31 protein-coding genes are annotated in these 26,156 nt (G+C 67.4%); 12 read left to right on the forward strand and 19 right to left on the reverse strand.

What is annotated here, in order from left to right:
- Positions 1-6 precede the first annotated feature (6 nt).
- From TX88_RS18500 to TX88_RS18525, 6 genes are all read right to left on the reverse strand, one after another.
- Positions 7-1,020, reverse strand: coding sequence for an alcohol dehydrogenase catalytic domain-containing protein (locus TX88_RS18500; protein WP_044518655.1), 1,014 nt, complete (start codon positions 1,018-1,020; stop codon positions 7-9).
- A gap of 75 nt (positions 1,021-1,095) precedes the next feature.
- Positions 1,096-1,752, reverse strand: a complete 657-nt coding sequence (locus TX88_RS18505) for a maleylpyruvate isomerase N-terminal domain-containing protein (RefSeq protein ID WP_044518656.1) — start codon at positions 1,750-1,752, stop codon at positions 1,096-1,098.
- Between the two features lie 22 nt (positions 1,753-1,774).
- The gene (cynS, locus tag TX88_RS18510; protein ID WP_044519557.1) at positions 1,775-2,230 is read right to left on the reverse strand and encodes a cyanase; all 456 of its coding nucleotides are present in this window, start codon (positions 2,228-2,230) and stop codon (positions 1,775-1,777) included.
- Between the two features lie 27 nt (positions 2,231-2,257).
- Positions 2,258-4,123: a fatty acyl-AMP ligase gene (locus tag TX88_RS18515; protein WP_044518657.1), complete on the reverse strand. Its 1,866-nt coding sequence runs from the start codon at positions 4,121-4,123 to the stop codon at positions 2,258-2,260.
- Between the two features lie 9 nt (positions 4,124-4,132).
- Positions 4,133-4,576: an SRPBCC family protein gene (locus tag TX88_RS18520; RefSeq protein WP_044518658.1), complete on the reverse strand. Its 444-nt coding sequence runs from the start codon at positions 4,574-4,576 to the stop codon at positions 4,133-4,135.
- Positions 4,573-4,905: an ArsR/SmtB family transcription factor gene (locus TX88_RS18525; protein ID WP_044518659.1), complete on the reverse strand. Its 333-nt coding sequence runs from the start codon at positions 4,903-4,905 to the stop codon at positions 4,573-4,575. The genes TX88_RS18520 and TX88_RS18525 overlap by 4 nt, the downstream gene beginning before the upstream one ends.
- A gap of 104 nt (positions 4,906-5,009) precedes the next feature.
- On the opposite strand from TX88_RS18525, the gene TX88_RS18530 reads away from it, so the two are divergent.
- Both TX88_RS18530 and TX88_RS18535 read left to right on the forward strand, forming a co-directional pair.
- Entirely contained in the window at positions 5,010-5,780 is a 771-nt protein-coding gene (locus TX88_RS18530) for a DUF899 domain-containing protein (RefSeq protein ID WP_044518660.1), read from the forward strand.
- Between the two features lie 45 nt (positions 5,781-5,825).
- Positions 5,826-7,403, forward strand: a complete 1,578-nt coding sequence (locus tag TX88_RS18535; RefSeq protein ID WP_044518661.1) for a class I adenylate-forming enzyme family protein — start codon at positions 5,826-5,828, stop codon at positions 7,401-7,403.
- Here TX88_RS18535 and TX88_RS18540 read toward each other — a convergent pair whose 3' ends face one another.
- Both TX88_RS18540 and TX88_RS18545 read right to left on the reverse strand, forming a co-directional pair.
- Positions 7,404-8,588, reverse strand: coding sequence for a cytochrome P450 (locus TX88_RS18540; RefSeq protein WP_209447072.1), 1,185 nt, complete (start codon positions 8,586-8,588; stop codon positions 7,404-7,406).
- A gap of 64 nt (positions 8,589-8,652) precedes the next feature.
- A complete protein-coding gene (locus TX88_RS18545; RefSeq protein WP_044519559.1) occupies positions 8,653-9,027 on the reverse strand; it encodes an NYN domain-containing protein in 375 nt (124 codons plus the stop codon).
- 96 nt (positions 9,028-9,123) lie between these two features.
- Here TX88_RS18545 and TX88_RS18550 point away from each other — a divergent pair, with 96 nt between their 5' ends.
- The 4 genes from TX88_RS18550 to TX88_RS18565 are packed head-to-tail and all read left to right on the forward strand — an operon-like array spanning position 9,124 to position 13,011.
- Positions 9,124-10,401, forward strand: a complete 1,278-nt coding sequence (locus TX88_RS18550) for a GTP cyclohydrolase II (RefSeq protein ID WP_044518662.1) — start codon at positions 9,124-9,126, stop codon at positions 10,399-10,401.
- Positions 10,398-11,615: a URC4/urg3 family protein gene (locus TX88_RS18555; protein ID WP_044518663.1), complete on the forward strand. Its 1,218-nt coding sequence runs from the start codon at positions 10,398-10,400 to the stop codon at positions 11,613-11,615. The genes TX88_RS18550 and TX88_RS18555 overlap by 4 nt, the downstream gene beginning before the upstream one ends.
- A 9-nt stretch (positions 11,616-11,624) precedes the next feature.
- Positions 11,625-12,254: a uracil phosphoribosyltransferase gene (upp, locus tag TX88_RS18560; RefSeq protein ID WP_044518664.1), complete on the forward strand. Its 630-nt coding sequence runs from the start codon at positions 11,625-11,627 to the stop codon at positions 12,252-12,254.
- 34 nt (positions 12,255-12,288) lie between these two features.
- Complete coding sequence (locus TX88_RS18565) at positions 12,289-13,011, forward strand: CPBP family intramembrane glutamic endopeptidase (RefSeq protein ID WP_044518665.1); 723 nt, start codon at positions 12,289-12,291, stop codon at positions 13,009-13,011.
- A gap of 30 nt (positions 13,012-13,041) precedes the next feature.
- Here TX88_RS18565 and TX88_RS18570 read toward each other — a convergent pair whose 3' ends face one another.
- The 3 genes from TX88_RS18570 to ripD form a co-directional block, all read right to left on the reverse strand.
- Positions 13,042-13,824 carry a hypothetical protein gene (locus TX88_RS18570; RefSeq protein ID WP_044518667.1) on the reverse strand — a complete coding sequence of 261 codons (783 nt, stop codon included), beginning with the start codon at positions 13,822-13,824 and terminating at the stop codon, positions 13,042-13,044.
- Positions 13,825-13,880: 56 nt separating this feature from the next.
- Positions 13,881-14,939 (reverse strand): M48 family metallopeptidase, encoded by a 1,059-nt coding sequence (locus tag TX88_RS18575; RefSeq protein WP_044518668.1) that lies wholly within the window; start codon positions 14,937-14,939, stop codon positions 13,881-13,883.
- A gap of 78 nt (positions 14,940-15,017) precedes the next feature.
- On the reverse strand, positions 15,018-15,638 hold the full coding sequence (gene ripD, locus TX88_RS18580; RefSeq protein WP_044518669.1) for an NlpC/P60 family peptidoglycan-binding protein RipD: 621 nt from the start codon (positions 15,636-15,638) through the stop codon (positions 15,018-15,020).
- A 346-nt stretch (positions 15,639-15,984) separates the two neighbouring features.
- On the opposite strand from ripD, the gene tenA reads away from it, so the two are divergent.
- The gene (gene tenA, locus TX88_RS18585; protein ID WP_044518670.1) at positions 15,985-16,668 is read left to right on the forward strand and encodes a thiaminase II; all 684 of its coding nucleotides are present in this window, start codon (positions 15,985-15,987) and stop codon (positions 16,666-16,668) included.
- Between the two features lie 53 nt (positions 16,669-16,721).
- On the opposite strand, the gene tpx is transcribed toward tenA, so the two are convergent.
- On the reverse strand, positions 16,722-17,213 hold the full coding sequence (tpx, locus tag TX88_RS18590; protein ID WP_044518672.1) for a thiol peroxidase: 492 nt from the start codon (positions 17,211-17,213) through the stop codon (positions 16,722-16,724).
- Positions 17,214-17,275: 62 nt separating this feature from the next.
- On the opposite strand from tpx, the gene TX88_RS18595 reads away from it, so the two are divergent.
- Complete coding sequence (locus TX88_RS18595; RefSeq protein WP_044518673.1) at positions 17,276-18,169, forward strand: aminoglycoside phosphotransferase family protein; 894 nt, start codon at positions 17,276-17,278, stop codon at positions 18,167-18,169.
- Between the two features lie 26 nt (positions 18,170-18,195).
- On the opposite strand, the gene TX88_RS18600 is transcribed toward TX88_RS18595, so the two are convergent.
- Together TX88_RS18600 and TX88_RS18605 are read right to left on the reverse strand one after the other, a co-directional pair.
- Entirely contained in the window at positions 18,196-18,519 is a 324-nt protein-coding gene (locus TX88_RS18600; protein ID WP_044518674.1) for a hypothetical protein, read from the reverse strand.
- Between the two features lie 160 nt (positions 18,520-18,679).
- A complete protein-coding gene (locus TX88_RS18605) occupies positions 18,680-19,645 on the reverse strand; it encodes an o-succinylbenzoate synthase (RefSeq protein ID WP_084622027.1) in 966 nt (321 codons plus the stop codon).
- A gap of 129 nt (positions 19,646-19,774) precedes the next feature.
- Here TX88_RS18605 and TX88_RS18610 point away from each other — a divergent pair, with 129 nt between their 5' ends.
- Complete coding sequence (locus TX88_RS18610) at positions 19,775-20,026, forward strand: hypothetical protein (protein ID WP_044518676.1); 252 nt, start codon at positions 19,775-19,777, stop codon at positions 20,024-20,026.
- 18 nt (positions 20,027-20,044) lie between these two features.
- The gene (locus TX88_RS18615; RefSeq protein WP_044518677.1) at positions 20,045-20,707 is read left to right on the forward strand and encodes an MOSC domain-containing protein; all 663 of its coding nucleotides are present in this window, start codon (positions 20,045-20,047) and stop codon (positions 20,705-20,707) included.
- A 26-nt stretch (positions 20,708-20,733) separates the two neighbouring features.
- Here TX88_RS18615 and TX88_RS18620 read toward each other — a convergent pair whose 3' ends face one another.
- Positions 20,734-21,387, reverse strand: coding sequence for an HD domain-containing protein (locus TX88_RS18620; RefSeq protein WP_044518678.1), 654 nt, complete (start codon positions 21,385-21,387; stop codon positions 20,734-20,736).
- Between the two features lie 23 nt (positions 21,388-21,410).
- The gene (locus TX88_RS18625; RefSeq protein WP_044519560.1) at positions 21,411-21,953 is read right to left on the reverse strand and encodes a cupin domain-containing protein; all 543 of its coding nucleotides are present in this window, start codon (positions 21,951-21,953) and stop codon (positions 21,411-21,413) included.
- A gap of 101 nt (positions 21,954-22,054) precedes the next feature.
- Here TX88_RS18625 and TX88_RS18630 point away from each other — a divergent pair, with 101 nt between their 5' ends.
- Positions 22,055-23,026, forward strand: coding sequence for a GlxA family transcriptional regulator (locus TX88_RS18630; RefSeq protein WP_044518680.1), 972 nt, complete (start codon positions 22,055-22,057; stop codon positions 23,024-23,026).
- A gap of 10 nt (positions 23,027-23,036) precedes the next feature.
- Here the strand turns inward: TX88_RS18630 and TX88_RS18635 are convergent, their stop codons facing one another.
- Positions 23,037-23,726, reverse strand: a complete 690-nt coding sequence (locus tag TX88_RS18635) for an Rv0518 family GDSL lipase (RefSeq protein WP_044519561.1) — start codon at positions 23,724-23,726, stop codon at positions 23,037-23,039.
- 155 nt (positions 23,727-23,881) lie between these two features.
- Positions 23,882-25,099, reverse strand: coding sequence for an acyltransferase family protein (locus tag TX88_RS18640; RefSeq protein ID WP_044518681.1), 1,218 nt, complete (start codon positions 25,097-25,099; stop codon positions 23,882-23,884).
- Positions 25,100-25,510: 411 nt separating this feature from the next.
- Between TX88_RS18640 and TX88_RS18645 the strand changes: the two genes are divergently transcribed.
- Positions 25,511-25,762 carry a hypothetical protein gene (locus tag TX88_RS18645; RefSeq protein ID WP_044519562.1) on the forward strand — a complete coding sequence of 84 codons (252 nt, stop codon included), beginning with the start codon at positions 25,511-25,513 and terminating at the stop codon, positions 25,760-25,762.
- An 18-nt stretch (positions 25,763-25,780) separates the two neighbouring features.
- Here TX88_RS18645 and TX88_RS18650 read toward each other — a convergent pair.
- On the reverse strand, positions 25,781-26,156 hold a 376-nt coding region (locus TX88_RS18650; RefSeq protein ID WP_244438452.1), incomplete at its 5' end, for an Rv1352/Rv1906c domain-containing protein.

A 26,156-nucleotide genomic window follows, 5' to 3' on the forward strand; every position in this document is an offset into this window, starting at 1 on the left:
GACTGATCAGATCGTCAGGACCATGCGGTAGCGGGCCTGCCCGTGCTCCATCGCGGCATAGGCCTCTGCCGCTTCGTCGAGCGGGCGCTCCTCGATCCGGGCCCTGACCCCCGACAGGACCGCGAAGTGCATCGTCTCCTCGACGTCACGAGCCGTCCCCGAGGGATGCCCGGAGATGCTCAGCGCAGGCTGGATCAGTTGCACGGGGCTGATCGGCAGCGGGTCCGCCGTCACGCCGATCGCCACCAGTTCCCCACGCGGCGCCAGGCCGCCCACGGTGTCGGCCATCGCCTGCGAGTTGCCCACCGTGGCCAGCACCACCGCCGCTCCGCCCAGGTCGCGCAGCGCTGCGCTGACGTCCCCGGCGGTCGAGTCGATGTAGTGCCTGGCTCCCAGCGATCGTGCGTCCGCCTCCTTGCCGGGGCCACGGGCGATCGCGACCGTCTCGAAGCCCATCGCGTGGGCGAACTGCAGACCGAGGTGGCCCAGCCCGCCGACACCGAGCACCGCGACCAGGTCACCCGGAAGTGCGCGGGTGTGGCGCAGCGCGTTGTACGTGGTCACCCCCGCACAGCCCATCGGGGCGGCCTCGGCGAAGGAGAGTTCGTCGGGGATCCGGGCGAGCGCGTTGGCCGGCACCGTCACCGATTCCGCGTAGCCGCCCGGGTAGTGCAGGCTGGGAATCTGCCCCTTCTCGCAATGGATGAACAGGCCCTTGCGGCATTGGATGCAGACCCCGCAGTGGCCGCCGAACCAGCCGATCGCGACACGGTCACCCACCGCGAAATCGGTGACCCCCGGGCCGACTTCGGCGATGGTGCCCGCGATCTCGTGGCCGGGAGTCACCGGCCAGCTCATGCCCGGGAAACCGCCGTTGACGATGGCCTGATCGGTGCCGCAGACCCCGCAGGCCGCCACAGCCACCCGGACCTGTCCTCGATCCGGTGAGAGTGTTTGGGCGTCAACAAGTTCCAGGGCACTGCCGGAAGACTGGACGTGAACAGCTCGATGTGTAGACATGGAGATCCTTACCGTCGCCGTCGGTGTACCAGGCCATCATCGACCGTTGACGGCCCACTTGGCCAGGGTTGGGAGTCAGCCAAGGACGAAGGGCAGCTGCGCGGCCGTCTCGCCGAGACCGGTCTTCTCCGAGTCGGTCGGCGCCCGCCGGCCCGTCCCCACCAGCAGAACGTCGCTGTCCGACAATCCTGCCGGGAAGTGGACACCCGCGATGCCGCAGAGCATCACCCGTGATCGGGCCAGCCCGGTGGCGGGCGGTCCGGGCACGGACGGCAGATGCGCGACCAGATCGAGGTGGTGCAGCGTCCATTCGAGCACGTAGGCGTCGAGGTAGTCACCGACGGTGAGGACCTGTTCCTTCGTGCTCACCAGCAGGCGCGGGTCGGCGAGCTCGGCTGCCCGCCCGGCAGCCGACCCCACGTCGTCCAGATGGAACGTGAGCAGGTCCGGATCCTCGTATGCGGCAGCCAGCCGGACGGTCAACGCATCCAACGGATCCTCGCCGGTCGGAGGCGTGTCGGTCACCTCCCAGTAGGACAGCGCGTTGCGGGTGGCTTTCGCGTCGGCCGGGGTGGCGAGCGTGATCAGCACATCCTGGGCATCAATGATGAGGTGGCACACCAGGTCTCGAACCAACCAGCCGGCGCAGCCGGAGGGTTGCTCGAAGTCCTCCGGCCGCAGGCCGGCCACCGCCGCACGTAACGCCGCCCACGATTCCGAGAACTGGCTCACGTCTGCAAGCTAGCAGCGCCCGCTACTCCGGCGCGGCGGTCCAGTCGTAAGGCAGGAACTTGCCGTCGAACGTCACCACCACCCGGTCACCGGCAGGGTGCGATTTCCGCTGCACGTCGATGCTGAAGTTGATGGCGCTCATGATGCCGTCACCGAACTGTTCGTGGATGAGTTCCTTGAGCGCGCCGCCATAGACCTGGAGCGCCTCGTAGAAGCGGTAGATGGTGGGATCCGTGGGCACAGCCGTCGGCAATCCGCCGCGCATCGGCACCGCGGCCAGCACCGGAATCGCCGACTCGTCCAAGCCGAGCAGATCCACGATGATCTTGCCGGACTCGACCGGGACCGGATGCTGTCCCAGCAGCGCAGACACCGTCCACACCACGGGCTTGTCGATGGCATCGGCCAACTGCTGCCAGGTCACGCCCTTGGTCAGGCGGGCTTCCACGATTGCGGCGGTGATCTCGTCTCTGCTCATACCCAGCAGCATGCCTGCGGCGGGTGGTCACCGCACGCCCAGTGTGCCCTCCAGATACTCACCGCGGCAGGCCAGCCGGGCCAGCTTGCCGCTGGTGGTCCGCGGGATAGCACCTGCCGGAAGGAATCGCAGATCGGCCACCGTCAGTCCGTGCCGGTCTGCCACCGCGGCGCGGATGGCCTCGATCGCCTCCTGGGGGTCGGCGCGGTTGGTGCGTGCCGCGCGTTCGGCGATCACCACCAGCCGGGCACCGTCACCGTCGGCGGCGGCCCCGGGGGGCACGGTGAATGCCGTGACGTAGCCGCGCCGGACCAGCGGCGAGGCGTCCGCCACCGTGGCCTCGATGTCCTGTGGGTAGTGGCTGCGACCGACGATCCGCACCAGGTCGGCCATCCGCCCGGTCACATAGAACTGCCCCTCGAAATACACCCCGAGATCGCCGGTGCGCAGCCAGGTGACGTGTTCGGGGAGCCCTTCGGCGTGACTGCCCGAGGCAAGGCGCGAGTGCAGCGGCACCCCGAATGTCTTGCGCGTCTCCTCGGGCCTGCCCCAATATCCCCGACCGATGTTGTTGCCGTGCAACCAGATCTCCCCGACCTCGCCGTCGGGTACTTCCGCGGAGGACCCATCGTCGGCAGTCGCGGGGTCGATGATCACCGCCCACAAGCTGCGGGCGGGGTGACCACACGACACATGCGCGACGGCGCCTTCGGCGCGCGCGTCGACACGGACCGCTCGTCCGACGGCGAGTTCCTCGCGGTCGAAATAGACCACCGACGCCTGTTCGGCCGGGGCGATCGTCGAGATCAGCAGCGTCGCCTCGGCGATGCCGTACGACGGTTTGAACGCGGTCGGCGGCAGGCCGTACGGCGCGAACACCTCGTTGAACGCCGTCATCACCTCGGGGACCACCGGCTCGGACCCGATGATGAGCACCACATTGCTCAGATCGATGTCCTCCCCCGCTGCGGGTACGCCGCGCTGGGCGGTCCACTCGTAGGCGAAATTCGGTGCGGCCGTGATGACCCGGCCGTGCTTCGATGCGTCCGACATCGCCCGGACCCACCGCTGGGGGCGCCGGATGAACGCCGTCGGCGACATCAGAGTCGAGTGCCCGCCGTACACCGCGGGAAACCCGATCATGGACAGGCCCATGTCGTGATAGAGCGGTAACCAGCTGAGGCCGTGGGTGTTTCGGTTCAGCAGATCGATGGACAGAATCATCTGTAGCAAGTTGGTGCCGACCGCACGATGGGTGATCTCCACTCCGACCGGCGGGCGCGTCGACCCCGAGGTGTACTGAAGGTGGGAGATGTCGTCGGGATCGACCGGGATCGGGGTGAAATCGTCCCCCTCGGAATCGGGCACCGTGTCGATGAGCTCGACCCGCGGACGCCCGGACTCGGGCATCTTCGCGAGGAACTCCCGCACCGCGGTATCGGCAGCGGCGGTGGTGAGCACTGTGGTCGGGCGGGAATCGAGCAGCGCGGTCTCGAGTCGCTCTGCGTGGCCCTGCAACTCCGGCGCGAACAGTGGCACCGCGATGTTCCCGGCCTTGATCGCCGCGAAGAAGCCGACGACATAGTCGAGACCCTGCGGTGCGAGGATGGCGACGCGGTCGCCTCGCGCGGCAACCTGCTGCAGCCGCGCAGATACGGCCCGCAGCCGCACGCCCAGCTGCGTCCACGTCAGCTCGACGACCTCTTCCTCGGCGTGGCTGTGATCGAGATAGCGGTAGGCGACGAGGTCGGGAACGTGGGCGATGTTGCGGTCGATCAGCGATATCAGGGTGGTGCCCGGGGGCAGCACGATGCCGCCGTTCTCGTCCAGGCAGTCCTCGATGCGGAGCAGGCCTGCAGGGGCCTCGTACTGAACCTCGGTGCCGCTGTCCATGCCCGCAGTCTAGGTCGAGGCACTTCCGAGGTGGGCCGCCAGTTGCTCGACCGTGAGGGTCCACCCGTTGTGGAAGTTGTCGAATTCCTCTGGCGGCAAAAGGGAATGCTCGATCGACATCATCGTCTGCCCGTCACCGGCCGGTTCGAATTCGACGTTGACGATGCTGACCACGGTCGGGTCGGCCCAGTCCGAGTTGCTCCAGGTGAACCGCAGCACCCGCGGGCGGTCGATCGTCAGGAACTGCCCGGTGATCAACACGCTCGAACCGGAATCGTCGATGTCGAACCGAACGAGCCCGCCCACCCGGGGCTCGACCGCCACCTCGACGCAGTACACGGGCCTCGGGCACATCCACTCCCGCAGCGACTCTGGATCAAGCCATTCGTCGAACACCACATCGGGGGCCGCGGGCATCAGTCGCCGCACGCGGACCGTCGGCGCGCCGGTCATCGGGAATCCGCCTGACGCCGTAACCGTGCGGCCAGCGCATCTGCCCGGCTCGACCAGAAGTCGGTCTGCTCGTTCATCCACTGCTGAGCCATCGTCAACCCGTCCTGCCTGAGCGACACCCAGTGCTCGCGACCACGGACCTCCCGCTGCACCAGGCCGGCGGCTTCCAACACCCCGATATGCCGTGAGACACCGGCGAACGTCATGGGCAACGGGGCGGCCAGGTCGCTGATGCGGGCGTCGCCCTCCCGCAGGGCCTCCAGCAGCCGGCGCCGGGTCGGATCGGCCAGGGCCGAATATGCGCGGTCCAGAACTTGATCTTCAACCACCTTGTTGACTATAGCCGCGGGTCGTGGTTACCTCGAGGAAGGTTATTCAACTGATTTGTTGAACGTTGGATGAGCACCGCAATGGACCGACGACGGGAGTCATCGTGAAGAATCCACCGATCGTGCCGGCCACCGAATGGCAAGCCGCACTCGACGAAATGCTGGTCAAAGAAAAAGAATTCACCCGGGTCCGCGACCGGCTCGCGGCGCTGCGCCGGCGCATGCCGTGGACGCCGGTGGACAAGGACTACGAGTTCGAGGGGCCCGAGGGCAGCGCCACCCTGCTCGACCTGTTCGCCGGGCGTCGTCAGCTGATCGTGTACCGCGCGTTTCTCGATCCGGGCGTCGACGACTGGCCCGAGCACGGTTGCGTCGGCTGCTCCTTGATGGCCGACCACATCGGCAACCTCGCCCATCTCAACGCCCGCGACACCACATTGGTCTACGCGTCCCGCGGACCTCAGGCCGACATCGCGCGGATCAAGGCCCGCATGGGCTGGACCCACCCCTGGTACACCATGGTTCCCCGCGACGGCGCAGAGTTCGACGTGGACTTCGGCGTCGATGAATGGCATGGCACCAATGCGTTCATTCGTGACGGTGACCAGATCTTCCGCACCTACTTCATCAACGACCGGGGCGACGAGGCGTTCGTCAACACCTGGAACCTCCTCGACATGACCGCGCTCGGCCGCCAGGAGAGCTGGGAGGACTCACCGCCGGGCTACCCGCAGACCAAGCCCTACGAGTGGTGGTCCTGGCACGACACCTACGGCGAGCATGAGCCGTCGCGGTGGTTCGGTGAGCCGAACCCCGACGACCCCCACGATCCACGCCCGCCGCGCGATGGCTGCGCCGCCTGCGGAGGCAACTGACCCACCGGGGACAGACCCGCGGCACTCGTTGGAGAAGATGGGCGGGTGACGCAATCCCCGCTGACCGTCCCCGCCCTGCTGCGGCACAGTGTCGCCGAGTTCGGCGAGTCGGTCTACCTGGTCACCCCCACCGAACGGCTGACCTACCTCGACGCCGACCGGCGGTCCGCACGCCTGGCGCGGTGGCTACTGCACCAAGGGATCGGCAAGGGCAGTCGCGTCGGCCTGTTCTTCCCCAACGGCGCCGAGTGGGTGACCTGGTGGCTCGCGGTGTCGCGGATCGGGGCGGTGGCCGTGCCGCTGAGCACGCTGTACACACCCGCCGAGATCGCAAAAGTGTTGCGCCTGGCCGACATCGGTCTGCTCATCGGTCCCAGCACGGTGCTGACCATCGATGTCGCCGAACGGTTGGAGGCGGCGCTGCCCGAACTGGCGGAACACTCCTCGAGCCGGCTGGCCCTGCGCGCCGCCCCCTATCTGCGCCGCATCGCGCTGACCGGCGCCGACGATCGGCTGTGGGCGTCACGCGGATGTGACGAGGACGCCGGCGAGGTACCGGTCGAGGTCCTGGCCGCGGCCGAAGCCGAGGTCTCCCCCGCCGACCTCGCCATCATGGTGCACACGTCCGGATCCACCGCCGATCCCAAAGGCGTCCTGCACACCCATGGCACACTCGTGCGTCAGACCTCGACCTGGCCCGCAGCCATCCGGGCCATCACCGGGTCGCAGGACCGGTCCCGGATCCTGTGCGCCATGCCGTTCTTCTGGATCGGCGGACTGCTCGCGGTGACCGGCGCCCTGCACGAACCCGTCACCCTGGTGGTCATGCCGAAACTGGATCCGGACACCGCACTGGACCTGGCTGAGCGGGAACACATCACCGGGATCGTGGGCTGGCCGGCGTTCACCCAGCGGTTGCGCGACCATCCGTCGTTCGCCGACCGCGACCTGAGCAGTGCACCGATGCTGCGCGACGGCCCGCTGGACATCGCCATGACCGATGTGCCCGACGGATTTCCGGTGCACCGCACCATGTCCGAGACCGCAGGCGGCTTCGTCTTCACCGACATGGCCATCGTCGACGAGCACGGCTCCCCGGTCGCATCCGGGGACACCGGCGAACTCCTGGTCCGCGGTATCGGGGTCATGGCCGGTTACAACAAGCGCGAACGTTCGGACACCTTCGACGCCGACGGCTGGTACCACACCGGCGACAAGGTGTACCGCCGCGACGGCGATCCCCGCCTGTTCTACGTCGGGCGCACCACCGATCTGATCAAAGCCGCCGGGGCCAACGTCTCCCCGCTGGAAGTCGAGGCCGTCATCGCCGCGTCTGGGGACGTCGCGCAATGTGTGGTCGTCGGCATCGACGATCCGCAACGCGGCGAGGAGGTCTGCGCGGTCGTGGTACCCACCGCGGATCTCGACCTGCGCACCCTGGCCGCCTACGCTCGGGAACAATTGTCCGCCTACAAGGTGCCGACCCGGTGGGCGCTGACCACCGGTGACCGGATACCGACCCTACCCAGCGGGAAGTTCGACCGGAAAACACTGCGGCAGTTGATCATCGACGAGAAGATCGAGACGGTACGCCCGCAGCCGGCACGCCCGCCCGCGAGCTGATCACGCCGCGCTGAACCGTACCGGCATCGAATGGATGCCGTTCATCAGGTTCGAACGCACCCGCTGCACCGGCCCGGTGACCTCCAGATCCTTCATCCGGTGCAGGATTTCGGGGAAGATGGCCGTCGCCTCCACCCGGGCCAGATTCGCTCCGAGACAGAAATGCGTCCCGCCCCCACCGAAAGCCAAGTGCGGATTCGGGTCTCGGCCGATGTCGAACCCGTCGGGATCGGCAAAATGCGTCTCGTCGCGGTTGGCCGAAGGGAAGAACATCGCCACCCGGTCACCTTCTGCGATGCGAATGCCTTGCAGTTCGGTGTCTTTCGTCGCCGTGCGGGTGAACGCGGTCACCGGACTGACATAGCGGAGCATCTCCTCGACCGCCGTGGACAGCAGCCCCGGGTCGGCTGCCAGCCGAGCGAGTTCGTCCGGGTGCTCCAGCAGGGCCAATGTGCCCGCCGAGACCAGGTTGCGGGTGGTGTCTCCCCCGGCATTGATCATCAACAGGAAGAACATGTTGAACTCGAGGTCGGTGAGGTGCCGGCCGTCCACCTCGGCAGCGAGCAGCGCGGTCGCTATGTCATCGCCCGGTTCGGCACGCTTGCGCTGCGCCAGTGCGGAGGCGTACTCGAACATCTCGATCTGCGCCTGCAGCACCGTATCTGTGGCTTCGCCGACGTGCTCCGAATTCATCGTTTCCGTGAGGTGGTACAGGCGGCGACCATCCTCGTGGGAGATGCCGAGGAGTTCGGCGATCACATACGACGGCAATGCGCCCGCGATGTCGGACACGAATTCGCACTCACCGCGGTCCAGCACCCCGTCGACGATCTCGGCGGCCAGGCAACCCAGCCGCTCCCGCAGCTGGGCGACATGCCGCGGGGTGAAGCCCTTGCTGACAAGCGTCCGGAGTGCGCTGTGCCGCGGTGGATCCATCGTCAGCATCATGAGCTCGAGCTGGAACGAATTCTCCGGCAGCGGAACGTCGAAGAGCACTCCGGTCCGCTGCGAGGACCACGTCGCGCTGTCCCGGGACACCGCGAGGATCTCGTCATAGCCGGTGAGTGCCCAGAAGCCCGCCCCATCCGAGTATGGATGCCAGGCGACAGGCGCGCGGCACCGAAGTTCCCGGAATGCCTCGAACGGCATTCCCGCCTCGTAGACCGCTGGATCGGTCAGGTCCACCCCACTGATGCTGACCGCATCGTCGACCATGCCGTGACGGTAGTGCACCGCAGCGTCCGGATACTCAGAATCGCTCGATCAGATCGCGGAACCCGGCGGCAGGCTGCACCAACGCACCCGCATCGCGGACCCTCGCGGCCAGTCCGCTGTCCGATGTCACGACGGTGATCTCGCCGGGTCGAGCAGAAGCCCCGACCAGCCGCACGATCTCGTCGTCGGCGGAGTTCGCGGCGGCCCGGGGAGCGTGACCCACCTCGACGACAGCAGACTCGACCGGCGGTGTCGTCGGCCCTTCGAACACCACCGTGACAGGGTGTCCCCCGGCCGCTGCCCAACGCTCGAGCCGCTCGACCAAACCGGCCATCGCACCGCGCCGGTCCTTCCACCAACCGTCAGGTCGAGTGCCGATGACGTTCATGCCGTCCACGATCCAGCGCACCCAACCGACGGTACGGGCACACCGCATGCAGAACCGGCCGAATCGGGGTTGACTGGACTGTCTCAGCCGAGCGCGCGCGGAGGAAGGAGCACCGACATGGTGGCCGAATCAGGTGGTGGTGCGCCTGCGGAGCCGGCGAAGGCGCGGCATATCCGGTTGACCTCCCACAGTGCGGCAGCGGGCACCCCGACGATCCGGTGGGGAGCGCCGAGCGCTGCCGAGCGCGGTCCGGTGATCGGCACCACCACCACTCGCGCGCACCGCAATGTCATCGGCACGCACAGCGGCTCGTACAGCGTCTACCGGGCATTGGCCGTCGCCGCGGGCGCGCTCTCGCCGGAGCACCGTGCCGATTTGACCAACACCTCGCCCACCGATGTGATCGGGCCGTATCCGCAGTGGAGCCGACCGGAGGCGATCGTCAGCCTGGATCCGTGGGGCGCGATGGTCTCCGATGCATTCGCCGCCGAATTGGCCGCCGGCTACGACATCCGGCCGACCATCGCGGTGACCAAGGCTCATGTGATCGTGCCGGAGATCGCCACGGCCATCGCTGCCGGCCGGCTGCACCCGGACGGTCAAGCGCTGCTGGAAAGCGGTGCGGCACTGGTGACGAAGGCGGCCGTCGAGCCGGTGTGGTTCCTGCCCGGGGTGGCCGCCCGGTTCGGTTGCACGGAGACCGCGTTGCGCCGGGTGTTGTTCGAGGAGACCGGGGGCATGTACCCCGAACTCGTCACCCGCGGTGATCTCGAGGTGTTCCTGCCCCCGATCGGTGGGCAGACCGTCTACATCTTCGGCGCACCAAGCGATCTGGCCGATCCGAGGGTGGAACTGACCGCACGGGTACACGACGAGTGCAACGGTTCGGACGTCTTCGGCTCCGACATCTGCACCTGCAGGCCCTATCTCACGCACGCCATCGAGGAGTGTATCGCCGGAGCCCAGCGCGGAGGGGTCGGTTTGGTCGCCTATTCGCGCAAGGAAGGCCGCGCACTCGGTGAGGTGACCAAATTCCTGGTCTACAACGCACGCAAGCGCCAGCACGGCGGCGACACCGCCGACCAGTACTTCGCCCGCACCGAATGTGTTGCGGGCGTGCAGGATATGCGGTTCCAGGAGCTCATGCCCGATGTCCTGCACTGGTTGGGCGTCCGCAAGATCCACCGCCTGGTCTCGATGAGCAACATGAAATACGACGCGATCACCGGTTCGGGGATCGAGGTCGGCGAACGGGTCAACATCCCCGACGACCTGATCCCGGCCGACGCCCGGGTCGAGATCGACGCGAAGATGGCCGCCGGCTACTTCACCCCGGGCCCGGTGCCCGGCACCGACGAGCTCAAGATCGCCAAGGGCCGCGGGCTCACCCCATGACCACAACCCTGGACGGCTCGGCGGCTGTCGCGGCCCTGCGCAACACATCCGCGATCCGCGAACGAGCCCGGCATCTACTGCAGCGGGCGCGGACCGGCGACTCCCCCTGGTTCCTGGTCGACGATGACGCCCTGGCCCATGCCGCCGTCGAGGTCGCCGAGGTCACGCGCACCCGCTACCCCACGCTCGCCATCCCCTACCACAGCCGGTGGCGCCATTTCGAGGCCGGCGGCGTGGACCGCCGCGCGGAGTTGGCCACGCGCACAACCCATGTGGATTCTGCTGCCCGGGCCCGCTCGATGATCGACCTGGCTGTGGTGAGTGTGTTGCTGGACGCCGGCGCCGGAACCGACTGGCATTACCTGGAACCCGGTACCGGGCTTGGGCTGACCCGCTCGGAAGGGCTGGGGGTGGCCAGTTGGCACGCCTTCTGCGGCGGACTGTTCTCCAGCGACCCGGGCGATCCGCTGCGGGCCGACGCCACCGCGTTGCGCCGCCTCGACGACGAAAGCCTGGCTGCCGCCTTCCAGGTGGACTCCGGCAATCCGTTGCTCGGGCTGGCCGGACGGGTGCAGCTGCTACGCCGCCTTGGCACGCAACTGGCCGCTCGCCCTGACGTATTCGGCCCGCACGGCCGCCCCGGCGGACTGTTCGACACGGTGACAGGCCCGACCGTCGCGGCCCACGACCTCCTCTCGACAGTGTTGGACACGTTGTCCGGAGTGTGGCTGACCGGTAACGCCATCGACGGTCAACCGCTCGGTGACTGCTGGAGGCATGGGGCGGTTCCCGGTCCCGGCCTCTCGCGTGGATGGATGCCGTTTCACAAGCTGTCCCAGTGGTTGACCTATTCGCTTCTGGAACCGTTCGAATGGGCAGGCGTCGCGGTCACCGACCTCGATGCCCTGACCGGGTTGCCCGAGTACCGCAACGGCGGTCTGCTGCTGGATACCGGTGTACTACGGCTACGTGATCCCGCAGTCGCGCAGTCGGACTGGGCGGTCGACGACGAGATCGTGGTCGAATGGCGGGCACTGACCGTCGCGCTGCTCGATGAATTGGCGCCGCTGGTCCGCCACGACCTGGCGGCTCCGCAGCTGCCGCTGGCCTGCGTACTGGAGGGAGGAACCTGGGCGACCGGGCGTGCACTCGCGGCACGCCTGCGCGATGGCCGCCCTCCGTTGTCCATCATCAGCGACGGCACGGTTTTCTAGGAGGACGCCATGGGCAACCTGCATGTCATCGACCATCCGCTGATCCAGCACAAGCTGACGCTGATGCGGCAGAAGGATGTGTCCACCAAAGGATTCCGCCAGCTGCTCAACGAGATCTCGATGCTGATGAGCTACGAGGTGCTGCGCGATATCCCGGTGCACGACGTCGACATCGAGACGCCGCTGGAATCCACGACGGGAGCCGTGATCGACGGCAAGAAACTGGTGTTCGTGTCCATCCTGCGGGCCGGCAGCGCCATCCTGGACGGCATGCTCAGCGTGATGCCGAATGCCCGGGTCGGCCATATCGGCCTGTACCGCGATCCGAAGACCCGGGTGGCGGTGGAGTATTACTTCAAACTTCCGAGCGACCTGCACGAACGGGACGTGGTCGTCGTCGATCCCATGCTGGCCACCGGTAACTCCGCCGTCGCGGCCATCGACCGCATCAAGGAGTACGAGCCCCGCTCCATCAAGTTCGTCTGCCTGCTGACGTGTCCGGAGGGCGTCGAGGCGATGCACCAGGCGCATCCGGAGGTGCCGATCTACGCCGCGGCGCTGGACCGGGAACTCGACGAGCAGGGCTATATCGTTCCCGGCGTGGGCGATGCCGGTGACCGGATCTTCGGGACCAAGTGACGGTATTCGGCCGCGGCCAGTAGCCTCTGGCCGCATGGATGCCGTTCAGGAAGCGCCGACCGCACCGGTCTGGCCCGCTCACCGCTGGGGACTGGGTGCCTTCGTCGTCGTCGAGGCCGTCTATCTGCTGACCTCGGCATCCTTCGGTCTGCTGGCGCCCTCGGGTCCCCCGCCGGCCTGGATGATCACGGTGGCGATCGGGGTGCCCACCCTGGTCGCCGCGGCCTGCGCAATGGGAATCGCGAAGTGGCGAGGCAACGGTCCCCGCGTCGACTTCCGGTGGCAATGGTCCTGGCGCGCCGTGGGTCTCGGTCTGGCGTTCGGCATCGGCGGACTGTTCGTCACACTGCCGGCGGCGTTGCTCTACCAGTCGATCGTCGGACCGGACGCGACCTCGGCCGTGGGAGGCATCTACGAGGGCGTGCGGACCACCTGGCCCCTGGCGGTGGCCGTCCTGCTCCTGGTGGCCGTCATCGCCCCGATCTGTGAGGAGGTGGTGTACCGCGGCCTGCTCTGGGGAGCGCTCGAACAGCGGTGGGGGCGCGTCGTCGCCGCGACCGTGTCCACCCCGGTGTTCGCCCTGGCCCACCTGGAACCGCAGCGGGCTCCGTTGCTACTGGTGGTGGCGGTGCCAATCGCGTTGGCCCGGTTGTACTCCGGAAGTTTGTGGGGCGGCATCATCGCGCACCAGGTGACCAACCTGCTGCCCGGCATGGTGATGATGTTCAGCCTGCTGGGGATGTTGCCGACGGGCTGACCCACACCGGCTTTCGGCTCCTCGCGCGCGCTACCGCTTGCGGTCACGCACCTTGTACGTCGAGGGCCACGACAGACGGGATTCATCGCCCACCAACGGAGTTCCCGATCCGCCGACCCGAACGTCGTACGCCTCCTGCCCGGCACCGACCTCGCGGTTGGCGTGCTCCTGGGCCAGGTAGTAGAGCTGGTCGATCTCGGCTTCGGAGAACGCCACGAACGTGGTCTTGCGCACGATGTCGTTGATGCCGGCGGTCATGCGGTCGGGCAGGATGCGGGAGGCCAACGTGGCCAGGCCCAGCAGGATGAACGGGATGACCCAGTAGCAGATGAACGACAGCGGAGTCTTGGTGTCCAGAATCGTGGCGTCACCCTGCACGATCGGCGGGATCGCCGAGGAGATCGTCATGCCGGCGAAGGCACCCACCCAGATCCAAGTGAGGATCTTGACAACCCGTTGGAACAGGTCGCTTTCCACGACTCCGGGCGGTTGGCCCGCCGCCGCGAACTCCAGTACGAACGGCTTACCGATCAGCAGGCCGACCAACGCGACCAGGAAGATTCCCGCGGTGCTCAGCGGCTGGATCCAGCGCTCCATGACGTCCTGGCTCAGCACCAGCGTGAGGATCGTGAGCACGATGAAGGTCGCGAGTGCACCGACCTCCAGGGTGCGCCCCGGCGCCCCGGAGATCCGGCTGATCGTGAACGTCGCGACAGCCGTCGCCAGTGCCACCAGGACGGCGACCAGGAACGGCACGTTGCCGACGAGTACCCAATAGATGATCCACGGCGCGAAGCCAAACAGGATGCCCACGAGCGCCTAGTCTAGGGGCTTACCGTTGATCCGACGGCAACTACCCACCGGCGCCGCTATTCCTCGCCCTGCCTGTTGTTGCGGCGCCACTCGGAGATCTTGCGGCCCATCGAGTCGGCCGCACTCGTCGCGGCCTGCCCCACTCCGTCGACGACACCGCCCAACCCGTCCCGGATGCCCCGGATCAACGGATCGTTGGACTGGTCGAAACCGTCCTTGTAATGGCGCGCCGCCGCGCTGACATCGTCAGCCCAGCTCGCCGTCGCATCGTCGGACCGCAGCGGATAGTTGCCGGCCATGATCGCGCCGTATCCGCCGGTGTCGACCCACTTGGTCAGGTCCGCCGCTCGAAGCACCGAGAAGGGATGCGTCTGCATCTCCAGGTTGAGCAGTTTGAGCACCCCGTCGCGCATGTCCCCGGTCGCGTCATAGTCACGTGCCTGGGCGAGGAACGCCTGCGAGTCGAGCTTGTCCAGGTGCCGGCCCGCCGCCAGCTTCAGCTCGACCCGGATCGCCATGTCGAAGTCCTGTCCGCACAGCAGCCCGGCGCGGTCCCCCGAAAGTTCGGATTTGCGTTGCCATTCCTGCAGAGCCGCGACGATCGCACGCAGTGCCCAGCCACCGATCGGGACGAAGCCGAACGACGACGCCAACCGCATCAGGTGATGGAGCATCGTGCGGTACACGGCGTGACCGCTGAGCGCGTGACCGAGCTCGTGACCGATGACGAAGCGCATCTCGTCATGCGTCATCAGCTCGTACATACCCGAGGTGATGACGATGAACGGGTCCTCCATGCCGATGCAGTACGCATTGGCCTCCGGCGACTGGATGATGAACATCTCCGGACGTACCGGAGCGTCGAGCACCCGCACGCAGTCGTCGAGCAGCGCGTCGAGGTCGGCGAACTGTCGCGGACCCACCCGCGCCGAACTGGCCAGATACAGCAACCGGTGCTTGCGCTCGCGCAGCATCCCCGACAGCACCTTGAGAACCTGATCGAATCCCTTGAGCCGCCGTAACGCGGTCAGCGCGGTCCGGTCAGCAGGATGTTCCCAGGCCCGCGAACTGATGTCGGGAAATACGGTCCGTGTGGTCGCAGGTGTCTGTTCCATCAATGCGGTGCGCCCTCCTCGTCGACAGCTCAAAGCCTACGGACAGTTGAGCCGCCTCAGGCGCACGAATCTCGGGCGTCAGGCGATGATGCGGACCAGGTAGGGGGTCATGCCCTCGCCGCGCACCGGGGTGACCGCGACCGCGGGCTCGGTGCCCTGGATCATCTGGTTGTTCCCGAGGTAGAGCGCGACACTCTGGGTGCCCTCGGGTCCGTAGAAGATCAGGTCACCGGGCAGCGCCTGGGCGGGCAGCACCTTCTGCCCCACCTTGTACTGCTCGCCGGATGACCGCGGCATCTTCACGCCGGCCCCGCCGAAGGCGTAGACGATCAGCCCTGAGGCATCGAATCCGACCACATTCGCCGACGGATCGGGCACCGCTGCGACACCCGGGGTGGTCAGCACGGGTGCCGACACTGTCGGCGTGGACAGGCCCGGGATCAGACCGCCGCCTGCCAGCGGCGGGGTCACCGGGGCAACGCCGGGAGCGGGCAGGGTGCGGGCGACACCACGGGTCGGCCCGTTCATATCGCCGCCGCCGTAGCTGAACGGAACGCCGCGCTGTGACATCGCGCGGGCGATCACGAGATCGACATAGCGCTGGTTGCCGGTCGGGCGTTCGATCGGTGCGGCGCCGGCCAGTCCGGGAGCCGCGACCAGGAATGCCAGACCGAACAGAAGGGCAAAGGTACGTCTCATCGAACATCAACTCTCTCGACCACCAGAAGGCGACGTCGACTGCTGGTCGTTGTCAGTCGAGTCAACCATTTGTACCGCCCGCGGAGCTGTTTGCCCAATTTGCATGGGGCACAAGCTCAATCAGATGCACTACCGTGACCGAACAGTGACCGCCCAGGCCGCCGGCGGTCGTTACCCTCGTGCGGCCGCTGCGTCACCGGGACCGGTATCCGGGTGAAGTCAGACCGTCCTGGGCAAAGTGGCCGGGACAGGTCCGGTTTGGCCCGCACCGTGGTGAAAATCGTTGTGGTGCACGGCCCTCCGGGGAGGCACATAACGTTTGCGGGTCACCTGACACCATGGTGGTATGCACCCCGATGCGAAACCGCAATCCTGGTCGGCCCGGCTCTGGGACGCGATCGAGCCGACGTTCTCCGCGATCCTCGCGCACCCGTTTCTGACCGGCCTCACCGACGGGAGCCTGGACGACGGGGCATTCGCCCACTATGTGGCGCAGGATGTGCACTACCTGCGCGACTATGCGCGGGCGCTGGCGATCGTCGCCGCCAAGGCCCCCACCCTGGCCGGCACCGCGATGTTCTCCCGGCACGCCGCCGAGGTCTTCGACGTCGAATTGGGGCTGCACAGCGAGCTACTCCCCGAGCTGGGGCTGGATGTCGAGGCACTGAACGCGACGCCGGTCACCCCGACCACGCGCGCCTACACCAGTTATCTGCTGGCCACCGTCTACAGCGGCACCTTCGCCGAGGGATTGGCGGCGGTCCTGCCGTGTTACTGGATCTACGCCCGGGTCGGAGCGGCGCTGGTTCAACGCGGATCGCCTGATCGGCGGTATCAGCGTTGGATCGACAGCTACGGCGGGGAGGACTTCGCCGCCACGGTCGCCGAGGTGCTCGACCTGACCGATCGGCTCGGACCGACCCTGGGCGGGGCGGACGAAGCCGCCGCACGAACCCATTTCGTGGTCACGTCGAAATACGAGTGGATGTTCTTCGATGCGGCCCATCGCCGCGAGCAGTGGCCGATCTGACCGCCTGCCGGTCCCTCACCGGCGCGAGGCGCGCCGGTGAGGGAGGGTGACGATCAGAGCGCGGCCAGTGCCGAGTCGTAGTCGGGTTCCTGGACGATCTCGGGCACCAGTTCGGTGTAGGCCACGTTGCCGTCGGCGCCGATCACGACGACGGCACGGCCCAGCAGACCGGCCATCGGACCGTCGGCCATGGTGATCCCGTAATCCTCGCCGAAGCTGTCCCGGAAGGCGGACGCGGTGATGACGTTCTCGATGCCCTCGGCTCCGCAGAAACGGTTCAGCGCGAACGGCAGGTCCTTCGACACGCACAGGACCGTGGCACCGGCGGCGGCGGCCCGTTCGTTGAAGGTGCGCACGCTGGCGGCGCAAATCCCGGTGTCCACCGACGGGAAGATGTTCAGCAGCACCGACTTGCCCTGGAACTGGTCATTGGTGACGGTGCCGAGATCGGTGCCGGTGACCGAGAAGCTCGGGGCCTGGCTACCGACTGCCGGCAGGTCGCCGACCGTGTTGATGGGGTTTCCCTTGAAGGTTATCTGTGCCATGGGGCACAGTCTGTCAAAACCGGGTGCCCGGCGGGCGGGCCGGGGTGCGACGATTGACGGCGATGATCGATCTGCCCGAAGCGGTGCGCGCGATGGGCACGCGGGGACCGCAATGGCAATCGTGGGTCGACGGCCTGCCGAGACTGATCCGGGCCCAGTTCGACGAATGGGACCTGCGTGCCGACGGGCCCGCGCTTCACGGCTACTGCTCGATCGTGCTGCCGGTGCAGACCGGTGAAGGCGTGCCCGCAGTCCTCAAGGCCGCCTTCCCCGATGACGAGTCCGAACACGAACACCTGGCGCTGCGCCGCTGGGCGGGTACCGGCGCGGTCCGGTTGCTGCGCGCCGATCCGCACCGGCGGATGATGTTGCTGGAACGGTTGGAGCAGCGAAACCTCAACGAGCTCTGGGACATCGAGGCGTGTGAGATCGTCGCCGGGCTCTACGGCCGGCTTCATGTTCCTGCGCTGCCCCAGCTACGGTCGCTCGCCGAGTACACCGAACGAGGGACCGCCGACCTCACCCGACTCCCCCGCAATGCCCCGGTTCCGCGTCGACTGGTGGAACAGGCGATCACCCTGGGCAGGGATCTGGCCACCGATCCGGCCGTCACCGGCACTCTGATCCATGGCGACCTGCACTACGAGAACGTCCTGGCCGGCGTCCGCGCGCCGTGGCTGGTGATCGATCCCAAGCCGATGAACGGGGACCCGCACTACGAGGTCGCGCCGATGCTGTGGAACCGGTGGGAAGAACTGGCCGGGTACGTTCGCGACGGCGTCCGGCGCCGGTTGTCGGCCCTGGTCGACGCGGCCGGACTGGATCCCGACCGGGCCAGGGCCTGGGTGATCGTCCGGATGCTGCACAACGCGATGTGGGAGCTGACCGAGACACACCAACCCGACACCGACTGGTTGACCACCTGCGTGGCGATCGCGAAGGCCGTGCAGGACTGAGGCGTGCCGAAGCGTCGATCGATGCCTCAGATGACTTTGTAGGTGAGGTCGTACAGTGCGCCCGCTCCGTTGAACTGCTGGGTGAGCTCTCCCCGCCCCAACTCGTCCGAGCGGATGAAGATCGAACCCACGTCAGACATCTCGTCGGTGCGCAGGTCCACCTCCCTCAACACGATCTCCAGGTGGCCGTCGAACGGCAGCAGTCGGTCCAGATCCACCACATCCCCCTGGCACATCGACACAGCCTTGAACTGGAATCCATCAGCTCTGCTGATACTGAGCTCGTCGGTCCCACCGGAGTCCTGGGTCCTCACGGCCCGGAGTTCCGACAGCTTGGCGAACAACGACATGGCATCCTCCGTTGGATCTTCCCGCCAGCGGTAGCTGACGCAGTCGATTCTCGAGTTGCCTGCCCGTCGCACACATGCGTAGTGCGCTACTTGAATCTGTTTCGCCGAGGCTTCCGGGGCACATGCCCTGGTGAGCGGGCCGAAATCGCATCGGGGCTGATCACGATGCGGATATGGCGCTCTGCAGACGCTCGCGCCACCATGTCAGTCGCTCCGGGTCCGTGACCGCGTACCGCTCGAGATGCTCGCGCTGCGGAGCCGGGGGCATCGGCGCCACGGGTAGGTAGCCATCGACCGGAACAAGCGAACGCGAATCCGCGACCAGGTCACCGGCGAGAAAACCCCTGGTTCCCAGCTCACAGGCGAACGGCAACCGGGGTAATGCCCCGGCCAGCGCGAGCCCCGCTGCCAGGCCGATGGTCGTCTCCAGCGTCGAGCTGACCACACAGGGCAATCCGCACGACTCGGCCACCCGCAACGCCCGCCGGGCCCCGCCCAACGGGCCGCTGGCCAGCACGGCGATGTCAGCCGCTTCGCCGAGCCGCAGGGCCATCGGGTCGTCGGCGTCGCGGATCGACTCGCCGGCCGCGATGGGCACCTCGACCTGCCGTCTGACCTGGCCCAGCTCCTCGACCGTCCGGCACGGTTGGGCGACGAATTCCAGGCCGCCGGCCGCCTGGTCGAGGGCCGCGATCGCGGCGACCGCGGTATCCGGATCCCACCGCCCCTTGGCATCGCACCGGATGACACCGCCCGCGCCGAGCCCGTCGCGCACCGCCTGCACCCGCTCGACGTCCTGCGCCAGTCCTCCCGCACCGACCTCGACCGCGGCAGTCCGGCAGCCGGACGCCGCGACGATCTGGTTAGCGCGGGAGGCCTCGACGGCGGGAACGGTGACCGCGATCGGCACCCGCCCACGGACGGGATCGGGCCAGCCGACGGTTCCCGGTTCGATCGCCGCGGTAAGCCAGCGGACCAGCGCGCGCTCGCCGGGCAGCGGGCTGAACTCCCCCCATCCCTGCGGCCCCTCCAGCAGCATGCCCTCGCGAACGGTGAGGCCTCCGACCCCGTCGGAGGTCGGAATGGCGAACACGGGCGCACGGTCGAAGTCGATCAGGGTCTGCACAACCACGTGACGCTAGCGGACCGGCCCGGCCACGGGCCGACAACGCGACAACTGCCGGTGTCTCCCCCGCGCGCGGCCTACACTGCGCCCATACGTCGGGAGCAGGTGCCGCTCATGAGGAGACAGCCAATGACGAGCGCAGTGTGGCGCGGAGTGTTCACCGTGGCGTCGGCCGCGGTGCTGTCGGCCGGGTCGATGGCGGTGGCCACGATCGTCACGCCGGCCCCGAGCTCGGCGTGCGCGCCGGGCGAAACGGGCGTCACCAACGGATGCTCACCGTTCTGTGTGCCGGGCAGGCAGCTCGACCTCGCGACCGGTCTGTGCCTGCCGGTTCCGCCACCGCGGGCCGTCCCGAATGGTGTTGCGACACCCGCTTACTGAGCAACTACGCTGGCTGCCATGGCGCAGGTACTGACGGTCAACGTCGCTCACGCACGACCCAACCCGGCCGAGAAGGGCGCCACCACCGGCATCGACAAGCGTCCCGTCGACGGGGCAGTCGCGGTACGCGCTCCCGGCCCGATGCACGGCGGGCTCGGTAGCGGCCTGATCGGTGACACGATCGGCGATCAACAGTTCCACGGCGGTGACGATCAGGCGGTGTACGCCTACGCGCGGGAAGACCTCGACGCCTGGCAGACCGAATTGGACCGTGAGATCGCCAACGGGGTGTTCGGGGAGAACCTGACCACCGCGGGCATCGACCTCACCAACGCCGTCATCGGTGAACGGTGGCGGGTCGGGTCCGACGGGCTCGAGCTCGAGGTGTCCCGGCCGCGGATCCCGTGCCGGACCTTCGCCACCTGGTTGCAGATCAACGGATGGGTCAAAACCTTTACCAGAGCGGCGATTCCGGGCGCCTATCTGCGGCTGGTGACACCCGGGTCGGTATCGGCCGGCGATGAGATCATGGTGACCGACCGGCCCGACCATGACATCACCATCGGATTCGTGTTCCGGGCCCTGACGCTGGAGCCGCAGCACCTGCCCGAGATCCTGCGGGCCGACGCCCTGCCCGAACCGCTGCGGGAGCTCGCCGAACGTCGCACCGGCGAAAGCTGACGAGAGGAATTCGCCTGCGGGGCAGGCTATTCCGGCCAGCTGTTGTTGCGGATCACCTCGACGAAGTCCTCGCGTACGAACGAATCGTCGAAGTGGGCCAGCACATCGGCGTTGACGGTGCCGAACGTCGACCCGGGCCGCTGCCGCACCCCGTCGGCGAACGCATGCAGGATCCGGTTCTTGAAGTCCGGCCTCGGATGCGCCGCGGTGACTGCGTTCAGATCGTCCGGCGTCAGGTTGTCGCGGCCGATCCCGAGCACATCGGTTTCGACCCCCGCTGTCACCAGGGCGATCTCGGGATCGAGAAATTCGGGGATGCCCGGCGTGGTGTGCAGCGCTATCCCCAGCCAGACCTTGCGTGCGGCGGCCTCGTCGACCCCGTGCTGCAACAGGAAGTCCCGCGCGGCATCGGCACCGTCGACCTCGAAACGCAGTTGTGAGGTCGCGCGGTACCGCTCGGTCAGTCCGAGGTCGTGGAACATCGCACCCACGTACAGCAGTTCCAGATCGGGCGTCAGCCCGCGACGCAGGCCCTGCAGCGCACCGAAGTAGAACACCCGGCGGGAATGGTGGAACAACAGGTCATCCTCGACGTCGCGGATGTACTGGGTGGTCTCCCTCACCAGTGCAGTGTCCGGCAGTTCGATCCCGGCGATGTTGTCGGTCAGTGAAGTCGTCATGGTGTGTCTCCCTCAAACGCGGATCAATGGGTGGGCGGGTTCAGGTGATAGCGGGTGACGATGTCGTCGAACCATTCCGGCACCCCGTAGGTGAGGCCGTACTTGTCGGAGAGCTCGATGAACTCGGCGGTGGTGTGCAGGGCCGGACTGTTCGGCCCGGGTTCACCGGCCGAAGCGAGCAGCTCGCCGAGTTCGCGGAAGTAATTCTCGAAACCGTTGCCCGGCGTGATCACCTCGATGATGCGGCCCGGTGTCGTACCCGCGTTCCACATGGCGTGCATCTGGCCACGCGGCTTGGTGATGTAGCCGCCCGGTCCCAGGACGACCTCGCTGTCGTCGGAGCGGAAACCGATCTCACCGGACAACACGATCGAATGCTCGTCCTCGTGGGTGTGCCGGTGCGCGGCGGTGATCATGCCGACCGCGAAGGGATGCTCGACAATCGAGACCAGACCACCGGTTGTGCGGCCGGTGAGTTTGAAAACCGCACCGAAACCAGGGATTTCAGCGGTATCCCCGGCCCCGGGCTGGACCACGGTGACGGTTGCGCCTGTTGTGGATGACATGTGAACCTCCTTGTCGCTGTGCAACCAGTCTGCGACGCGCCCCGCGGCAATGCCCATGTCCGATGCGCCACCTTTCCCACAGAAAGCGACACAATGGACGGATGGCAGAGGCTGTGGGGCCACGCGAGGTCGTGATCGTGGTCTTCGACGGGATGAAACTGCTGGATGCCGCCGGACCCGCCGAGGTTTTCGCCGAGGCCAACCGGTTCGGCGCCGACTACCGCCTGCGGATCGCCTCGGTCGACGGTGCCGATGTCACCAGCTCGATCGGCACGAGGTTCGCGGTGACCGACCGCATCGCCGAGATCAACGGCGCGGACACCGTATTGGTGTCCGGTGGAGACGATCTGGTGGGCCGGCCGATCGATCCCGGGCTGGTGGCAGCGCTGCGTGACCTACCCACGCGGACCCGGCGGCTGGCGTCGATCTGCACCGGGTCCTTCATCCTGGCCGAGGCCGGCCTGCTCGACGGCCGCCGGGCAACCACGCACTGGCGACACGCACGGCTACTGGCGCGTGCGTATCCCACGATCTCGGTGGAGCCCGACGCGATCTTCGTCCGGGACGGAGACGTCTACACCTCGGCGGGCGTGTCGGCGGGCATCGACCTGGCATTGGCGCTGGTGGAGGCGGACTGCGGAGCCGACCTGGTGCGCAATGTCGCACGGTCACTGGTCGTGTACCTCAAGCGTGCCGGCGGCCAGTCGCAGTTCTCCACGCTGGTCGAGTCGGACGCGCCGGCCGAGTCGGTGTTGCGACGGGTCACGGGTGCGATCGCGGCCGACCCCACCGCGGACCATAGCGTGAAAAGCCTTGCGGCACTGGCCTCGTTGAGTTCCCGGCAGCTGACCCGGCTGTTTCAGGCCGAACTGGGCACCACACCGGCGCGCTACGTCGAAACGGTTCGGATCGACGTCGCACGCGCGGCTCTCGATGCCGGACGCCAGGTCGGAGAAACCGCCCGGCTCGCGGGGTTCGGGAGCGCCGAGACCCTGCGACGGGTGTTCGTCAATCACCTCGGGGTGTCGCCGAAGGCCTACCGGGACCGGTTCCGCAGCACGTCCGGCGGTTGACTCCGCGCGGTCAGACCCAGCGCGGCAGCTCCTTGCCGATGAGCGGCGCGATCTTGTCGGCCATGTAGGCATGGCCGGCGTCGGTCGGGTGGATGCCGTCGGCACCGATCAGCTCAGGGCGATCGAAGAACCAGCGCTCGGCGATCGGATCGACGAACGTCGCACCCACCTGCCGAGCCTGGTCTCGCAGGATGTCGCGCACGCCCAGCAGATTCGGCGGCACATCGGGACTCACCCACGGCGGCCCGATCACCAGCATCCGGGCGGCGGGCGCGGATTGCCGGGCCGTGGTCAGGGCATCGTGGCTCAAGCGGGTGACCGCACCCAGATCGGAGTCCTTGTCGTTGCGTGACCCGAAGAAGACGATCAACGCGTCGTCGGGCTGCACCGCCCGGCTGGTCAGGTCCGCGAAGACGCTGCCGCGGTTGCCGCGGGCCTCGTAGCCGGCGCCACCCTCGGCAACGACATCGGCATCGACCTGCACGCCTCGTTGCGCCAACTCCTGCCAGGCCAGCGGAGCCCAGTTCCTCGGCCCCATGCCGCCCTCGGCGACCATGCCCGTGGTGTAGGAGTCCCCGATCACCGCGATGTGGTTGATCTGGGGGTCCAGGCCCGAGGTGACATAACGCCGCTCAGGGGCCTGCGCGAACAGCCCTACCAGGAGGGCGAGCGAGACGATGAAAGCGGTCAGACGACTCACTGCAACCTCCACTCCCAGCGAGACTCAGTTCGTCCCGGACCGAAATACCGGAACAGCCTATGGGGTGAAGCTGGGCCGTAGATAGGCGGTCGATGACACAGCGATAACAAGGGCATAACAACGTGTCGCACAGCGGGTTTGGATGGTTACACCCGTCAGCCCGCGCGCGCGGGAACCTCGTCGGACCGGTCCTGGGACTCGGTGTCGATCCGGTGCAGCTTGGTGTTGGCCTGCTGCTCGACGGGCCGGATGTCGACCATTCGGCGCATCCACCGCCTGGCCGGCTCCTCGACGAGGTGATAAAGCGCAATCGCGCCTACCAGGGCGATCGCGAACAGGCCCACAAGCGTCGCTTTACCCGAGAGGGTGGGTGTCAGAGTCAGCTCGAACTGCCTGGTGGTCCAGATCCAGGCGGTATGGACCAACTCGTGCACCATGTAGAGGCCGAACGAGATCTGACCGCCGTAGACCAGAAGCCGGGTGGACAGCAACGCCGGGAGGCTACCGACGCCGACCGCCAGGGCGACCACCTGCGGGACGAACAGGATGTCGACGATGCCGCCGGCGTCGCCGACGGTGTTCATCGGGTGCTTGTCGAAGAAGTACAGTCCACCGACGATGACGGCGCCCAACACGATCGACAGGTAGCCCGCGCGCTTCTGGGTCCGCTCCGTCAGGTGCAGCTTGCGTACCGCGGCGCACGCCAGCGCACCGGCGGTGAACTGCATGACGATCCGAGGCAGCCAGCTCCACGGGGTGTAGAAGTGGCCGGTGGCCATCAGAAGCACCACCGGCGGCACGGAGGCGGCGATGGCCAACAGGACCAGGCTTCGTGCCCGGGTGGCCCGCGCGATCCGGAAGACGACCATGATCAGCGCCCCGAACAGCAGATAGGCCAGCCATTCGGCACTGATCGACCAGGCGGGCCCGTCCCAGCTCGAACCGTCGAAGTAGGGCTGGAACCACAGTTGGACCAGGAAGAGCTGGCGCACGTAGCTGACGGCGTTGTAACCGCTGGTGTCCTCGGGCGGGATGTGGCCGACGTTCAGGGTGAAGATCAGCCACAGCGCGGCCAGGTGCAGCGTGACCAGATACACCGGCCACACGCGGGACAAGCGCAGCCACAAGAAGTGCAATGTGGCCCGGGCGGACCAGGTCGGTCCCATCCGGTCGATGTAGTTCCAGGTCAGGACGAATCCGCTGAGGATGAAGAACAGGTCGACGCCCTGGGCGCCCCGGTCGAGCACGGGAGCCAGCGCCTTGGTGACGTCGGGTGCCACCTGGTAGAGCAGGGGACGGAAGTGGAACAGGACCACCCACACCGCCGCAACGATGCGCAGACCCGTCAGGGCCTTGATCTCTGCGCCGCGCACAACACCCTTTTCCGTATCCACTCAGCCGATTCGCCACTTCGCTGTTTTGTCATGTCACCACCGCGTCCGGCCGGGCGGATCGGGCCCGCGATCGGCGCAACCGGCAGCTCTCGCAGACTAGCAGCGTGCCGTTGCGCGACGCGCTGCCCGCGCGGTGTGTGCTTCCTGGGTGACACCGCAGGACGGCTCGCGTCGGGCTCGGGTGACCTTGTGCAGCAAAGCAATTGCCGAAACCGGCGCCGACGTGGGACTCGCGGTGGTCAGAGACGGTGCGGCGTGTCCGATTCCTGGCAGTCGGCTGAGTGGCCGGATAGGCTCGGGCCACGTGATCTCTCGGGGAGGTTTGAGATGACCAGCATCATCGGCCGCTGCGCCGCGGGCATCGGCACGGTATTGGCACCGCTGGGTCTGATGGCGGTGGTCACGGTGGCGGCGCCGGCCGTCAGCAGTGCCGACTGCGGCGCCGGAGAATGGTGGGACCCGGTGGCCAGTGTGTGCCGCCCGCCGGTCGTGCCGTTGGGGTGTGAAAACGGCGCATGGTGGGATCCGGTGGCCAACACCTGTCGGCCGCCGGTGGTAACTCCCCCGCCGATGTGCGACAACGGCTGGTGGTGGGATCCCGTCGGAAATGCCTGCCGGCCGCCACTGATCCCGCCGGGCTGATCGCTCAGCGCCGGATCATCAAGGCATCGGTACCGAGGAACCGTCGTAATTGCGGGCGTTGTTGTTGAGTGAATCCATCCACGCGCGCAGCTTGGCCTGGCCGACCAAAGCCGGGATGGTGCCGCCGTTGGTCGGGGTGTCGGGAGCTGCGTCCGTCGGCTGCCACGGCTGGCAACCACTGGTCTTGAAGGCCTTGTCGGTGGCCTCGATCGTGATGACCTGCGGCTTCTTCGTAAACGCGTTGTCGATGATGTCGCCGCCGTGCAGATCGGCCATGCGCTTCCAGTAGCAGGTGCCGCCCTCAACCGGTCCGGCCGAGGCGTAGTTGCCCGGTTGGATATCGGTACCGACCATGAAGAGGCCGTCGTGATCGATCGCCTTCCCGGCGACGGGC

Origin of the sequence: Mycolicibacterium septicum DSM 44393, assembly GCF_000455325.1 — a bacterium.
Lineage (GTDB): Bacteria > Actinomycetota > Actinomycetes > Mycobacteriales > Mycobacteriaceae > Mycobacterium > Mycobacterium septicum.